The organism is Rhodopseudomonas palustris (genome assembly GCF_007005445.1).
Lineage (GTDB): Bacteria > Pseudomonadota > Alphaproteobacteria > Rhizobiales > Xanthobacteraceae > Rhodopseudomonas > Rhodopseudomonas palustris_G.
Genome location: NZ_CP041387.1, coordinates 3,880,687 through 3,892,809, shown reverse-complemented (window position 1 = coordinate 3,892,809; position 12,123 = coordinate 3,880,687). Strand labels below are relative to the sequence as shown.

Annotated in this window: 15 protein-coding genes and 1 tRNA gene; 9 read left to right on the top strand and 7 right to left on the bottom strand. The window is 65.7% G+C overall.

Annotated elements, in window-relative coordinates; translation table 11 throughout:
* The first annotated feature begins 13 nt into the window (after window positions 1-13).
* From FLL57_RS17885 to FLL57_RS17875, 3 genes are all read left to right on the top strand, one after another.
* Window positions 14-637, top strand: a complete 624-nt coding sequence (locus FLL57_RS17885; RefSeq protein WP_142883587.1) for a Maf-like protein — start codon at window positions 14-16, stop codon at window positions 635-637.
* On the top strand, window positions 627-809 hold the full coding sequence (gene yacG, locus FLL57_RS17880; protein ID WP_142883586.1) for a DNA gyrase inhibitor YacG: 183 nt from the start codon (window positions 627-629) through the stop codon (window positions 807-809). Before FLL57_RS17885 ends, yacG begins: the two co-directional genes overlap by 11 nt.
* A 135-nt stretch (window positions 810-944) precedes the next feature.
* Window positions 945-1,020, top strand: a tRNA-Phe gene (locus tag FLL57_RS17875).
* A 215-nt stretch (window positions 1,021-1,235) separates the two neighbouring features.
* Here the strand turns inward: FLL57_RS17875 and FLL57_RS17870 are convergent.
* Both FLL57_RS17870 and FLL57_RS23440 read right to left on the bottom strand, forming a co-directional pair.
* A complete protein-coding gene (locus tag FLL57_RS17870) occupies window positions 1,236-1,742 on the bottom strand; it encodes a DUF6650 family protein (RefSeq protein ID WP_142883585.1) in 507 nt (168 codons plus the stop codon).
* A 10-nt stretch (window positions 1,743-1,752) separates the two neighbouring features.
* Entirely contained in the window at window positions 1,753-1,947 is a 195-nt protein-coding gene (locus tag FLL57_RS23440; protein ID WP_142883584.1) for a hypothetical protein, read from the bottom strand.
* Between the two features lie 669 nt (window positions 1,948-2,616).
* On the opposite strand from FLL57_RS23440, the gene FLL57_RS17860 reads away from it, so the two are divergent.
* Together FLL57_RS17860 and FLL57_RS17855 are read left to right on the top strand one after the other, a co-directional pair.
* Window positions 2,617-4,104: a sensor histidine kinase gene (locus tag FLL57_RS17860; RefSeq protein WP_142883583.1), complete on the top strand. Its 1,488-nt coding sequence runs from the start codon at window positions 2,617-2,619 to the stop codon at window positions 4,102-4,104.
* A 407-nt stretch (window positions 4,105-4,511) separates the two neighbouring features.
* Complete coding sequence (locus FLL57_RS17855; protein WP_013504370.1) at window positions 4,512-4,880, top strand: response regulator; 369 nt, start codon at window positions 4,512-4,514, stop codon at window positions 4,878-4,880.
* Between the two features lie 65 nt (window positions 4,881-4,945).
* On the opposite strand, the gene FLL57_RS23400 is transcribed toward FLL57_RS17855, so the two are convergent.
* Complete coding sequence (locus FLL57_RS23400; RefSeq protein WP_155413309.1) at window positions 4,946-5,098, bottom strand: hypothetical protein; 153 nt, start codon at window positions 5,096-5,098, stop codon at window positions 4,946-4,948.
* 115 nt (window positions 5,099-5,213) lie between these two features.
* Here FLL57_RS23400 and FLL57_RS17850 point away from each other — a divergent pair, with 115 nt between their 5' ends.
* Window positions 5,214-5,960 (top strand): HAD family hydrolase, encoded by a 747-nt coding sequence (locus tag FLL57_RS17850; protein WP_047308653.1) that lies wholly within the window; start codon window positions 5,214-5,216, stop codon window positions 5,958-5,960.
* Between the two features lie 15 nt (window positions 5,961-5,975).
* On the opposite strand, the gene FLL57_RS17845 is transcribed toward FLL57_RS17850, so the two are convergent.
* Complete coding sequence (locus tag FLL57_RS17845; RefSeq protein WP_047308652.1) at window positions 5,976-6,401, bottom strand: PaaI family thioesterase; 426 nt, start codon at window positions 6,399-6,401, stop codon at window positions 5,976-5,978.
* 86 nt (window positions 6,402-6,487) lie between these two features.
* Here FLL57_RS17845 and FLL57_RS17840 point away from each other — a divergent pair, with 86 nt between their 5' ends.
* Window positions 6,488-7,114 carry an NUDIX hydrolase gene (locus FLL57_RS17840; RefSeq protein ID WP_013504367.1) on the top strand — a complete coding sequence of 209 codons (627 nt, stop codon included), beginning with the start codon at window positions 6,488-6,490 and terminating at the stop codon, window positions 7,112-7,114.
* Window positions 7,115-7,245: 131 nt separating this feature from the next.
* Window positions 7,246-8,457, top strand: coding sequence for a hypothetical protein (locus FLL57_RS17835; RefSeq protein WP_142883582.1), 1,212 nt, complete (start codon window positions 7,246-7,248; stop codon window positions 8,455-8,457).
* Window positions 8,458-8,476: 19 nt separating this feature from the next.
* Here FLL57_RS17835 and FLL57_RS17830 read toward each other — a convergent pair whose 3' ends face one another.
* A complete protein-coding gene (locus tag FLL57_RS17830) occupies window positions 8,477-8,779 on the bottom strand; it encodes a hypothetical protein (RefSeq protein ID WP_013504365.1) in 303 nt (100 codons plus the stop codon).
* Between the two features lie 242 nt (window positions 8,780-9,021).
* On the opposite strand from FLL57_RS17830, the gene FLL57_RS17825 reads away from it, so the two are divergent.
* Window positions 9,022-9,519 (top strand): hypothetical protein, encoded by a 498-nt coding sequence (locus FLL57_RS17825; RefSeq protein ID WP_142883581.1) that lies wholly within the window; start codon window positions 9,022-9,024, stop codon window positions 9,517-9,519.
* A gap of 28 nt (window positions 9,520-9,547) precedes the next feature.
* Here FLL57_RS17825 and FLL57_RS17820 read toward each other — a convergent pair whose 3' ends face one another.
* Window positions 9,548-10,762: an EAL domain-containing response regulator gene (locus FLL57_RS17820; RefSeq protein ID WP_142883580.1), complete on the bottom strand. Its 1,215-nt coding sequence runs from the start codon at window positions 10,760-10,762 to the stop codon at window positions 9,548-9,550.
* A 239-nt stretch (window positions 10,763-11,001) separates the two neighbouring features.
* Window positions 11,002-12,009, bottom strand: coding sequence for a Bug family tripartite tricarboxylate transporter substrate binding protein (locus tag FLL57_RS17815; RefSeq protein WP_142883579.1), 1,008 nt, complete (start codon window positions 12,007-12,009; stop codon window positions 11,002-11,004).
* Window positions 12,010-12,123 lie beyond the last annotated feature (114 nt).

The window sequence follows — 12,123 nt, the reverse complement described above, 5'->3', positions numbered from 1 at the left end:
ATCGAAGTTCCGCATGTCCGGCCGCCCCAAACTCGTTCTCGCCTCCGGCTCGCCGCGACGGCTCGCGCTGCTCAATCAGGCCGGCATCGAGCCCGATGCGCTGCGCCCGGCGGATGTCGACGAGACGCCGACCCGCGGCGAGCTGCCGCGCGCCTGCGCCAACCGGCTGGCCCGCGCCAAGGCCGAGGCGGCGCTGCAATCGATCCAGCTCGACGACGATCTGCGCGGCTCGTATCTGCTCGCCGCCGACACCGTTGTGGCGGTCGGCCGCCGCATCCTGCCGAAGGCCGAGCTGACCGACGAAGCCTCGCAGTGCCTGCGGCTGCTGTCGGGCCGCAATCACCGCGTCTATACCGCCGTCTGCCTGGTCACGCCCAAGGAGGCGTTCCGGCAGCGTCTGGTCGAGACCCGGGTGCGGTTCAAGCGGCTTTCCGAAGAGGACATCGCCGGCTATGTCGGCTCCGGCGAATGGCGCGGCAAGGCTGGCGGCTATGCGGTGCAGGGCATCGCCGGCTCGTTCGTGGTCAAGCTGGTAGGCTCCTACACCAACGTGGTCGGGCTGCCGCTATACGAGACCATTTCGCTGCTCGGCGGCGAGGGCTTCCCGATCCGGCATGGCTGGCTCAATGCCGGCTGATCCGGCAAAGCCGCCCGCGCGCGGCGCCAAGCCCTGCCCGGTGTGCGGCAAGCCGGCGACCGCCGAATCCCGCCCGTTCTGCAGCGAGCGCTGCCGCGACGTCGACCTCAATCGCTGGCTGTCCGGCTCCTACGCCATTCCCGGCCGGCCTGCCGACGACGAAGAGGATTGAGCCGGAATTCCGGGCGGCGGCTGTGCGACGATCCGGTGAATTTTTCCCCGGCAAAACACCGTCACGACGGGTGGACAGCGCCGCCGTGTCTGACTATAACCCGGCGCTCCCCCGGTTTCGAACCGGGCGGACGACGCCCAGGTAGCTCAGTTGGTAGAGCATGCGACTGAAAATCGCAGTGTCGGTGGTTCGATCCCGCCCCTGGGCACCATGACTTCTACCCACCAATGTCGGTGGTTCGATTCCCGATCTCACGCCCCATGGAACGCGGTGAACAATCGCTAGGTTCTCTCGCATGGGTAGGAATCTGGGTAGCGAGCAAAACCGAACTGGCCTCCTGCCCACCCGATTGCGAACTGTCATCGGTGTTTGTTTGCCGATCGTAGACCGATCTACGTCCTGGATTTAAGAGCCGTAGTTCCAATGCTAGCCTTCTGCTTCCGGCGGGAGGATCGTAGCCAAGTCAGCCTCAATATCCACCCCGTACAGATAGCCAAGCACAGCAAGCTGTTGTCCGAAGGTTGCTCGGAGTTTCCCAAGACCAACAAAGAACTCTTCCTGTTGGTAGCCCATATTCCGCATCATGCCGCGACTATGTTCTTGTTCTTGAACGCTGTGCAGCGTGAGGAAATCACGACACGCCGCACGCATAATGCGAAATGCTTCTTTGGCGGGGGAGTTGTCACCGGCGCGCTTCAGACCATTGGTGAGTTCGTCTCGAATCTTAAAAAGAGATTGGACGACATGCGCTGGTTCTTCCCAAACGGCTTGGGAATAAAGCGCCCGCCTATCTTCAAGCATCGTGATAACATCACGCACGACGACACGCTCCGGTTCCGGTGCCTTCCAGCTTGCGCCAAACCCTAAAATGGAAACGCCAGCAAGTCGGCTGGCAAGGGACTGCGATTGAACCCTAGCTTTCTTTACACGCATGTCCTGACCGCTATAGCAGCGTCCCCTTGATGATCTTTTCGACCGCCTTGTTCAGCCCCTTTTCTAACGCCTTCGAAACACCAATTGCAGATGAGCAGACAACGATACCTGTAGGGACTGTGAGCAGCATTAGCATGGAGGTGTCGCCTGCCGCTTTCATGCCGACCATAGTACCGATGGCGACACCTGGCGCTTTCGCAAGCAAACTCCGAAACGTGACAGCATCAGGCGGGAGTTCTCAATAACGATGTCCCCGTTCATGACGCTCTGAACGATGCTTTGGTTATAGGCAGCGCCGAAATAGGCATTTGACTGAGAAATGATCTCGCTTCTCTCGTAGCCTCGGATAGCTAGATCTAGGAAAGCCGTCGCTGCTCCCTCTTCCCGGTCGAAGTAGCGGTGTTCCAATAGTTGCTCGTCGATGCCATATGCGGGTCGACCGGTGCGTAGCCAAGCGAATCCCAATCCCGGATTGCGCGCGTGACTTGTCCGTCTCCTGTTGAGTCCGAAAACTATTTCTTCAGAAAAATACATTTCGGTCCGAATTACCCGCATAACCAATCCCCCTCGCCACGATGCACCATAGCGTATCGTGGCAACCCATGCGCGCATGGGTAGGAGCAGGGGTGCGCAATATTCGTCGTCTGGATTATTCGGTGTTTGCAATAGCTTAGAAGATAAGATGGGGTCTTCCCCTGGGCACCATTTCTCCAGCAAGCCTCGGCTCGCCCACAGACTTCCACCGGCCCCTTTGCTTGCATTAGCCTTGCGCCGGATGATACCGCTGGGACGAGCGCGCGGAGCGTGATGTTTGGCGGCTTCGCGCGGGTCGCTGTATGCCGTCGGTGGACGGCGGTTCCGTTGTGCATCCTTGATGTCATCGAGCGAACGATCCGACAGCCGTGCAGCGCCGCTCCCCGTCGCGACCGTGGCGGTGCCGCGCCGTCAGTGGCTCCACGATCTGTTGAAGGCCGCCGGCCTGCGGTTCGACGATCCGGCCGAAGAGCGCCGCTTCGTCGACAGCTATGTCCGGTCCCATGTCGGCTGGACTCAGGCAGCGATGGTGCTCGGCGCGCTGACCTATGCGGGCTACACCTTCTGGGACTGGATGCTTTACCCCGAAGTCGTGCCGATCACGCTGGCGATCCGCGGCGGCACGGCGCTGCTGGTGCTGTTGCCGCTCACGCTGCTGCTCGGGATGGCGCGGCGCTGGGCCGAGACCATCCTGCTGCTTTACTGCGTGATTCCGGGCTGCGTACTGCCGTCGGTGTATCTGGTGCTGCCGTCCGGCTTCACCTACGCGTCCGCCGGGATGATCATTGTCATCCTGTTCGTCTCGACCATGCTGCCGCTGCGGATCGGCTCGCTGCTGATCTTCTGCGTGACGACCTGGCTGGCCTTCGCCTTCGCCGAGCGGTTGGCGCCGGAGATGTCGCCCGGGCTCGGCTTCATCAATCACTTTCTGATCGGCAATTCCTATCTGCTGTCGCTGTATGCCGTCGGCGCCCGCGAACATCGGGCGCGCCGGCAGTTCGCCACCACCGAGGCGCTGCAGCGCGAGACCGCGCGGTCGGAGGCATCGCTGCGCGAGCTCCGCGCCACCCAGGCGCATCTGGTGCAGGCCGAGAAGCTGGCGGCGCTGGGACAGCTCGTCGCCGGCGTCGGCCATGAGGTCAGCACGCCGATCGGGCTGGCGCTGACGACCTCGAGCGCGATGCAAGCCGACGTCCGCGACCTTGCCCGCGCCCTTGAAGGCGGTGCGGTGCGGCGTTCCGATCTGACCCGCGGCATCGGCCGGCTCGACCAAGGACTGGGGATGACCCAGCAGAACCTGCTGCGCGCCTCCGAGATGATCCACGCCTTCAAGCAGGTCGCGGTCGATCAGGCCAACGAGCAGCGCGAAAGGTTCGAGCTGCGCGGCTGGCTGTCCACCAGCTTCGACAAGCTGAGGCCGCTGCTATCGCGCCGCGGCCTCACGGTGGAGCTGAACGTGCCGGAGGGGATCACGTTGATCAGTCGCCCCGGCGCTCTCGGTCAGGTGCTCGGCATCCTCGCCTTCAACGCGGCGATCCACGCCTACCCGGGCGACGCCGAGGGCGTGCTGCATGTGGAGGCCGCACGGATCGCGCCGGACCGGGTCCGGATCACACTGGCGGACGACGGCGTCGGTATCCCGGCCGATCGCGCCGAACGGATCTTCGATCCGTTCTTCACGACCAAGCGCGACGGCGGCAGCATCGGCCTCGGCCTGCACATCGCCTTCAACCTCGTGGCCTCGACGCTCGGCGGCACGATCGAGCTGATCGGCCGCGAGCACGGCGCCGCGTTTCAGATCGATTTGCCGACCATGTCGCCCTCGTGATGAGCCGCTTCGGCAGCGTCTCATAGCGGGGCTGCTTCTTTCAGAAGGTGACTTGCCGCGATGAGTTGAACGCGCGCCCAATTGCCTCGCGCGATGCGCATGTGAGGCCTGCTCGACGCCGCCTACCGGCAGCCGCGCCGCGGAGCGTGATCCCGCGCTGATCACGGACGACTTCCCCACTGACATCGACCCCATCTCCGATGAGCTTGTGGTGCAGGAGGTCGGGAAGCACGCGCTCGGCTCCGGAGGGGATGACGTATGTTCGCTCTGTGCAGAGGTTGCCCGCGCTCGTAGCGTTACCAGTTGCCTTCGTTTTGCAAACTGCGGCAGTCTGACACCGTCATCGCCGGTCAGGTCATTGTTCTGCGTCGCGGCGCTCACGGTCCTAACCCTGCCGAGAGGTGGTGATGGAGGTGCTGGTCGTCGACGACGAGCCCGCGGTGCGCACGGTGCTGACCCTGGTGCTGAGCAAAGCCGGTCACCGGGTCACGGTGTGCGACAGCGGTGCGGCCGCGCTCGATCTGCTCTCCCGCAGTACGCCGGCGATCGTCCTGATTGATCTCAGCCTGCCGAAGGTGAACGATCTCACCGTCCTGGCGGCTGTGCGGGCCGCCGAGCCGCGCCTGCCGATCATCGTGATCAGCGGCATGCTGCCGGAATTCGATGCGGCGATGCTGGAGCGCGAGGGAATGACGGTTCAGAATCGCGTGTACTGTCTTGCCAAGCCGTTCACCGCCAAGCAGCTCGAGGGGCTGATGCAGGCCGCGCTGGCGTGAAGTCTGCGAAACCGCAGAGGATCCTCACCGGATCGACAGCGGATTCGGGCTGCAACGCAACCGGTCTACTCTTGCACCACGTTGTCGCAGGCGCCGCAGCGGAACACGGTCCGCGGCGGGTGCTGAGGACGCCGCGGCAGGCGGCCGATCAGCTTCATTTCACCGCCGCACTTCTCGCAGCGGCGCGGAGCCGAATAGTCGTGTTCGATATCTGACATCGGGACGCTTGCTGGTAATTGTAAAGTTTGCTTTACACCTTGCCTAAGGCATTGTCAGGGGTGTTTTTTGTTCATTTTTTGAACGCCGGGCACAGCCGGGGAGTGAAGCGGTTCTATGTTACCTGTAGCCCTGATCTTCGACGTCGATGGAACCCTCGCGGAAACCGAAGAACTGCACCGTCAGGCCTTCAACGCCACCTTCGCGGCCGAGCAACTGCCGTGGCATTGGGACGAGGCGCTGTATCGCAAGCTGCTCGACGTCACCGGCGGCAAGGAGCGGATCGCGCACTTCCTGAAGTCTGGTCCGGACGGCGCGGCGCGCGCGGCCGATCGGATCCCCGAATTGCACCGGGCCAAGACCGACCGATACACCGCGCTGGTCGCCGCCGGCACGGCGCTCCGCCCGGGCGTGGCGCGGCTGATCCGCGAGGCCAAGGCGGCCGGCGTGAAGCTCGGCATCGCCACCACCACCAGCCTGCCGAATGTCGAGGCGCTGCTGCAGTCCTCGCTCGGGCCGGACGCGATGGCGCTGTTCGATGCGGTCGGGGCGGGTGACGTGGTGCCGGCCAAGAAGCCGGCGCCCGACATCTATCTCCATGTCCTGGACGCGCTGAAACTGCCGGCCGCCGCTTGCGTCGCGTTCGAGGATTCAACCAACGGGGTGCGGGCCGCGCGCGCCGCCGGGCTGCCGACCATCGTCACCCCGGGGCTCTATACCGAGGGCGACGATTTTCCCGGCGCACTCGCGGTGCTGAGCGATCTCGGCGAGCCGGACGCGCCGTATCGGCATCTCGCCGGCGTCGGAGCGGAGGACTCGCTGGTGACGCTGGACGCGCTGGCGCGGTGGTGCCGCGCCGCCTGAGACGCAGGGCGGCCGTCAGCGCGGCCGCACGATCTTGAACACGCCGTGGGCGAGGATGATGCAGCGGCGGTCGACGCTGATTTCGGTCGAGGTGAAGATCAGGCTGCGCGTCGATCGCACCACCCGCGGCCGCGAGATCAGCAGGTCGCCGATCTCGGCGGCATCGACGAAATGCGTGTCCATCTGCACCGTGGCGAGATGCGGCGCGCCGGACTGATCGCGCGCCGCGATGCCCGAGGTGCGGTCCGCCAGCGTCATCATCAGCCCGCCCTGCACCAGGCCGCGCTTGTTGCGGTGCTTGGCCGCGGTCGCGATCGCGTATTCGTGGGTGCCGTCGACGCAGCGGTGCCACAGCGGCCCGACCAGATCGATGAAGCCGTCGTCGTGGATCACGCTCCAGCCATCGGCCTTCATGCTGCGGGCGGTGGTGGTCTCGGTCATCGATCGGCTCTCCGTCGCCGCATGGCCTATCTTTTTGCGGCGCGGCGACGGTTTCCTCGGTCAGGCGCGCAGTGTAGTCAAGACGGATGAGCCACGCGCACGACGCCGCCACCCGAGCCCTGATCGCCGCGCGCTGCGCGGATTTTCCGCGTCACGATCACGGGCTGACGCCGGCCGGATTGAAGCGCGCCGCGGTTGCGATCGCGCTGGTGGCGGCGGACGACGGCAGCGCGGCGTTCCTGCTGACACGGCGCTCGCCGCGGCTGCGCTCGCACGCGTATCAATGGGCGCTGCCCGGCGGCCGCTGCGATGCCGGCGAGACCGCGCCCGAAACCGCGCTGCGGGAATTGCACGAGGAGCTCGGCCTCGCGCTGCGCGCCGGCGACGTGCTCGGCATCCTCGACGACTATCCGACCCGTTCCGGCTATCTGGTGACGCCGGTGGTGGCGTGGGCCGCCGCTGCGGGACCGCTTGCGCCGAACCCCGACGAGGTTGCCTCGGTGCATCACGTCGGCCTCGGCGAGATCGCGCCGCCGGATGCGTTCGACTTTACTTCGATCCCGGAGAGCGACCGCCGCGTGGTCCGGTTCCGTTACGACGGCGACTTCATCCACGCCCCGACCGCGGCGCTGATCTATCAGTTCCGCGAAGTGCTGGCCGGCCGCGTCACCCGCGTCGCCGAGCTGGAGCAGCCGGTGTTCGCCTGGAAGTAGCCCGCGCTGTGCGCTGTCGCACGAATGCGGAACGGTTTTCTCAAACAAACAATCGCCGGGTTCACAGCTTGTGATGCGGCTCGCAAACTGTGAGGCAACGGTTCATTCACCCTATCGGGCGAGGATGCGGCATGGCTCATTCGATCATCCATCTCGCCCGGCTCGCGCCGGTCGCGCTGCTCGCTTTTGGATCCCACGCGCTCGCCCAGACCGCGGTGCCGCTGCCGTCATCGGTGGCTAACGCGATGGCGCAGGCCGCCTCGCCGCAGGCGATCGCCGAATATCGCTACCGGCTGCAGCAGTATCAGGCCGCCCGCGCCGAATTCGAGCGTGACGCCGGCGCCTATTGGGATGCGATCGCCGAGCGGCGCCGCATCCGCAACGCCAAGCGCCGCACCGGCGAGCAGATCACGATGGACGACTACGTTCTGGTGCAGCCGCCGGTCTATACCGGGCCGAAGCGGCCGATCGATCCGGAGCCGTCGACCGAGCCGCCACGCGAGCGCAAGTCGCTGCCCGTGGTCGCCGATTTCGTGCGCGCCGCCGCCGAACACTATCAGTTCACGCCGCAGCGCCCGTCGAGCGAGGCCGAGTTCAAGCGCGCTTATGCCCGCGCCGCGCGCGAGGCCGGCCTCACCCGCGATCAGGCGGTGCGGGTCTATGCGTTCGAGACCGGCGGCAACGGCGATCACGACATGCAGTCGGGGCTCAGCAAGACCCGGCCGGGTTCGCGCGCGATCTCGACCGCGATCGGTTACAATCAGCTCCTCACCACCAACACCCTGGTGCTGCTGGCCGAGCAGGGCAATCAGATCCTCAAATCGCTGAACGACAAGGCCGCGACCATGTCGGGCCCGCGGCGTCAGGCGCTCGACCGCAAGATCGCGGTGGTGAAGCGGATGGTGGCGTTCGCGCGCTCGATCCCGGGCACCTGGAGCGAGCACGAAAAGCTCGGCCGCACCCCGCAAGGTTGGGGCGTGCACGCGCTGGTGCTGGACGTCGACGTCGGACCGCTGCTGCAGACCCACAAGCTCCTGACCTCGGTGGTGTTCGCGCAGCGCAAGGGCTATCGCGATCGGCTCACCGCGGCCGAACTCGAAATGATGAATCTCACCGGCGACAGCACCGGGCTCGACATGGTGACGATGCCGCAGGAGATGCGCGAAGTGGTGCCGACCGCGAACTTCTTCCAGCGCTCCGGCTACGAGCGCAATCCGGTGGCGATCCGTCACAACACGGTGGCGAAGCTGCTCGCGATCACCGATGCGCGGATGGACGCCAACAGCAACAATCCCGGCGCGCGTGAACTATTCGCCGCGTTCGAAACCGGCGCACAGCGCTGAAGCGCAGTCGAGTTCGGCGCTACTGATCGGCACCGAACCTGAAGTGGCCGTCGCCTTCGAGGAACGGTCCGGAGCGCATGTAGAGCTGGCCGTTGGCGCCCATGAAGAACAGCGTCTCGCGCGGCACCTTCTTGGCGCCCTTGAACAGATCCTTGGCGTTGTTGGTGCCCATCCGGTACGTCATCGTCTTGCCGTCGCGGGTATAGCCGTAGCCCGTGTCGGTCGACAGCATCCACGGCTCGCCGGTGTCGGCGCGGACGGCCGGGATCGGCACCGCCAGCGTCACGGCGGTCAGCAACAGGGCGATGCGAGAGGCAGTCATCGGTGGGCTCCGAGGCGGGCGCGTCGGCGGCGATTCGAAATGGACCGTCCATCGCCACCCATGACGCGCGGCTTGAACAAATCACGAACGACGATCCTGCGTCAAGATTGCCGAACCTCGATGTCGGAAGCGTGTCGTCGCGGCGCGATGCGACTTTGTGATTTTGCGGGCACCGGCGCGCCGCTATGGTCCGCTCACGCGAGTCGCGATCGATGCCCGACGACCGCAGCAGGAGGATGACGATGCACGGACGCGCCATGCGAGCTGGATGGATCTGCGCCGGGCTGGCCGTCACGATGCTGTCGCCGGCCGCAGCGGTGCCGGCTTCGGCCGACGAGTACCGGCTGAGCAGCAACCAGCGAATCTCGTGCAGCCGCGGCCTGAGCCCCGGCAAGCTGGTGACCGCCACCTGCCGGTCCTACGCCTATCTGTTCAACGTCAAGACCTCGGAGAACTTCCGCTGCGTCATCAGCCTGGCGATGACGCGCGACAACAAGGAAGTGATCAACGTCCAGACCGACGGCGGCTGTTTCAGGCGGCCGCGGATCTTCGATGCCGACGGCGATTATCAGTTCGACGGCGCCGAGACCGAGCCGGCCAACACCAACGCGTTCTTCGGCGCCGGCGGCTATGTGGTGTGGGCGGCCGACACCAAGCAGCGCCGGGTGCGCGGCTGCGTCACCATCGCGTCCGGCCTCGGCGACGACGTGTCGAAGTGCCTGGAAATGGCGTTCGACTAGGCGATGCTGTCCTGATGGTGGCAGGCGCTCAATCGTGCATCGCGACGGGCCGCGCATGCGCGGCGCGGGCGAACTTCTTCAGTCCCATCGGCTTGCCGAACAGATAGCCTTGCATTTTGTCGAAGCCGAGCTCGTGCGCGGCCTGAAAGTCGGCGCGGGTCTCGATTCCCGTCGCGGTGCAGCGCGCGCCGTAGTCTCCGGCGAGCTCGACGATCCGCCTGCATACCGAACGCTTCAGCCGGTCGTCGGCGCAGCCGGTGACGAATGAGCGGTCGACCTTGAGTTCGACGAACGGGAAGGCGTCGAGATGCATCAGGGCCGGCCACTCGGCACCGACCTTGTCGATCGCGATCGCGACGTTGCGCAGCCGCAGCCGGTGCGCGATCTCGGTCAGTTCGACCAGGTGATCGACGACCTCGGCGGCGTCGACCTCGACGATCAGCCCGCCGAATGCCGGGTGCTGCGGCATCCACGCGCCGAGGTCGGCGAGCGCCTGCTCGTTGCCGAGGAAACTCACCGGCAGGTTGATCGACAGGTCGATCGGGCCCTGATGCTCGAGCAGATAGTGCCAGTCGGCAACCACGCGCGTGATCACGAATTCCGACAACGCCCGGAAATGCGGATCGCTGCCGTCCGGCAGGAAAGCCGAGGGCGACACCACCCCCCAGTTCGGATGTCGCATCCGCAGCAGCGCTTCGGCGCCCTGCGGCGTCAGCGAGTGCGCATCGACGCAGCGCTGATACCACAGTTCGAGCCAGCCCGCCTTGAGCGCTTCGGTGGCGTCGACCTCCGGTTCGGGCGGCGGTTCCTGCGGCAGCAACGGCGCGAGACTGAGGCCGAGCGTGTGGGCGCTGAACGGCGTCGCCAGCGGCGACAGCATCGTCAGGCCGCGTGCGGCGCCGTGCCGGCGGATCGCGTCCGACATGATGGTTTCGCGCGGCGCGATCGTCAGTACGCTGCCGGTAAAGCAGGTCGCCGCGAGCGTATCCAGGATCGCCTCCGCCTCGATGCCGTCGATGGTCGAGCCGATCACCAGCAGGTCGGGCCGATGCTCGGCCAGCCGCGCCGGCAGTTCGAGCGCGCCGGCGCATTCCGCGGCCACGAATCGAAACTCCTCCAGCGCGTCGGCCAGGAAAGCTCGCAAGTGCGGCTTGCGATCGACGATGCAGACGCGCGGCGCCACCTTGCGGCGGCCGAAACCGCCGGCAAGTACGCACACGTCCGCTTCTGTCGTTGCTCTCATGGTCCCACCCCCCGAAATAACGCGCCAAACTTTACGGGTTGGAGAGCGTTCAAAATGTGGAATTAAACCGAAACCCACACTAAGTCCCGGGTAGGGTTAAACGGATGCCTATGATTCAAATGCGATCTTTTGAAACGCGCACGATTGGACGGGGTTAGGTTCATGCTGCCGTCGCGATTCAGATCTCCGGCCGGGCGAGGGCTGATCCATCTTGCACGTCTGCAACGCGTGGCCAGCAATTACAGCGGAGAGATTCCGGCGATCTTCGCCACTTTGTCCCAGCGGGCGACCTCTGCCAGCACGTGATGGTGCATATCGTGCGGCGAGCCGCCGCCGGGCTCGGCTCCGATCCGGCGGAGTTGTGCTGTCCCGGCGTCACTGCCGAGAAAGGCCGCGATGGTGGCGTTGAGGTTGGTGATGATTTCGCTGGATGTCCCGCGTGGCGCGCCGATGGTGAACCAGGATGCGGCTTCGAAGTTGGCCACGCCAGCCTCTGCGACGGTCGGCAGGTCGGGTAGCGGCGACCAGCGTCTGGCGGTGGTCACCGCCAGCGGACGGATCTTGCCGGCGTCGAGCAGCGGCTTCGACGCCGGCAGATTGTCGATGGTGAGATGCACCCCGCCTTCGGCGAGATCGCGCAGCATCGGCGCCGATCCCTTGTAGGGCACCGGCGTGATCTCAATCCCGGTCAGGGTCTTGAGCAATTCGGTCGACAGATGGCCGGTCGAGCCCAGCGCCGAGACGCCGTAGAACAGCTCGCGCGGACGCTGACGCGCGTAGCTGATCAGCTCAGCGACGCTGTGGACCGGCAGCGATCTGGTAACCGATAGCAGGTTGGGGACGTGAGCGATGACGATCACCGGCGCGAAGTCGGTCACCGGATCGTAGCTCATCGAGCGATACACCAGCCGGTTGGTGGCGTGAATGCCGGGGGTGCCGACGATGAAGGTGTAACCGTCTGCGGGCGCCTTGACGACGAAGGACGCGGCGATGTTGCCGCTCTCGCCGCCCTTGTTGTCGATGACGAAGTCCTGCCCGTAATGCGTGGTCAGGCGCGCGGCGATCACCCGCGCCAGCATGTCTGTGGTGCCGCCCGGCGAGAACGGCACCACCAGCCTCACCGGCCGAGCCGGCCAGTCGGCGGCACGTGCAGTGCGGGGCAGCAGCGGCAGCGCGACCGCTGCGGCGCCCCCGCACAGCAGGCTGCGCCGGTCGATATGCGATCGCGGAGGGATGAATTCGATCATCGATTCCTTTGGCGCTGATTGCCTTCGGCTGTTGCGTACGGCGCCTCCCTGCAGCGCAGCCGGCGACATCAAGCAGCCAGCATGATCCTACGCGCGCGATTCGGCGAGGACCAG

What these genes read in the sequence shown, in the direction of transcription:
- FLL57_RS17860 (WP_142883583.1), top strand. Translation starts at nt 2,617, where the DNA reads ATGTCATCGAGCGAACGATCCGACAGCCGTGCAGCGCCGCTCCCCGTC.
- FLL57_RS17835 (WP_142883582.1), top strand. Translation starts at nt 7,246, where the DNA reads ATGGCTCATTCGATCATCCATCTCGCCCGGCTCGCGCCGGTCGCGCTG.
- FLL57_RS17840 (WP_013504367.1), top strand. Translation starts at nt 6,488, where the DNA reads ATGAGCCACGCGCACGACGCCGCCACCCGAGCCCTGATCGCCGCGCGC.
- FLL57_RS17830 (WP_013504365.1), bottom strand. Translation starts at nt 8,779, where the DNA reads ATGACTGCCTCTCGCATCGCCCTGTTGCTGACCGCCGTGACGCTGGCG.
- yacG (WP_142883586.1), top strand. Translation starts at nt 627, where the DNA reads ATGCCGGCTGATCCGGCAAAGCCGCCCGCGCGCGGCGCCAAGCCCTGC.
- FLL57_RS17885 (WP_142883587.1), top strand. Translation starts at nt 14, where the DNA reads ATGTCCGGCCGCCCCAAACTCGTTCTCGCCTCCGGCTCGCCGCGACGG.
- FLL57_RS23400 (WP_155413309.1), bottom strand. Translation starts at nt 5,098, where the DNA reads ATGTCAGATATCGAACACGACTATTCGGCTCCGCGCCGCTGCGAGAAG.
- FLL57_RS17870 (WP_142883585.1), bottom strand. Translation starts at nt 1,742, where the DNA reads ATGCGTGTAAAGAAAGCTAGGGTTCAATCGCAGTCCCTTGCCAGCCGA.
- FLL57_RS17855 (WP_013504370.1), top strand. Translation starts at nt 4,512, where the DNA reads ATGGAGGTGCTGGTCGTCGACGACGAGCCCGCGGTGCGCACGGTGCTG.
- FLL57_RS17850 (WP_047308653.1), top strand. Translation starts at nt 5,214, where the DNA reads ATGTTACCTGTAGCCCTGATCTTCGACGTCGATGGAACCCTCGCGGAA.
- FLL57_RS17815 (WP_142883579.1), bottom strand. Translation starts at nt 12,009, where the DNA reads ATGATCGAATTCATCCCTCCGCGATCGCATATCGACCGGCGCAGCCTG.
- FLL57_RS17820 (WP_142883580.1), bottom strand. Translation starts at nt 10,762, where the DNA reads ATGAGAGCAACGACAGAAGCGGACGTGTGCGTACTTGCCGGCGGTTTC.
- FLL57_RS17825 (WP_142883581.1), top strand. Translation starts at nt 9,022, where the DNA reads ATGCACGGACGCGCCATGCGAGCTGGATGGATCTGCGCCGGGCTGGCC.
- FLL57_RS17845 (WP_047308652.1), bottom strand. Translation starts at nt 6,401, where the DNA reads ATGACCGAGACCACCACCGCCCGCAGCATGAAGGCCGATGGCTGGAGC.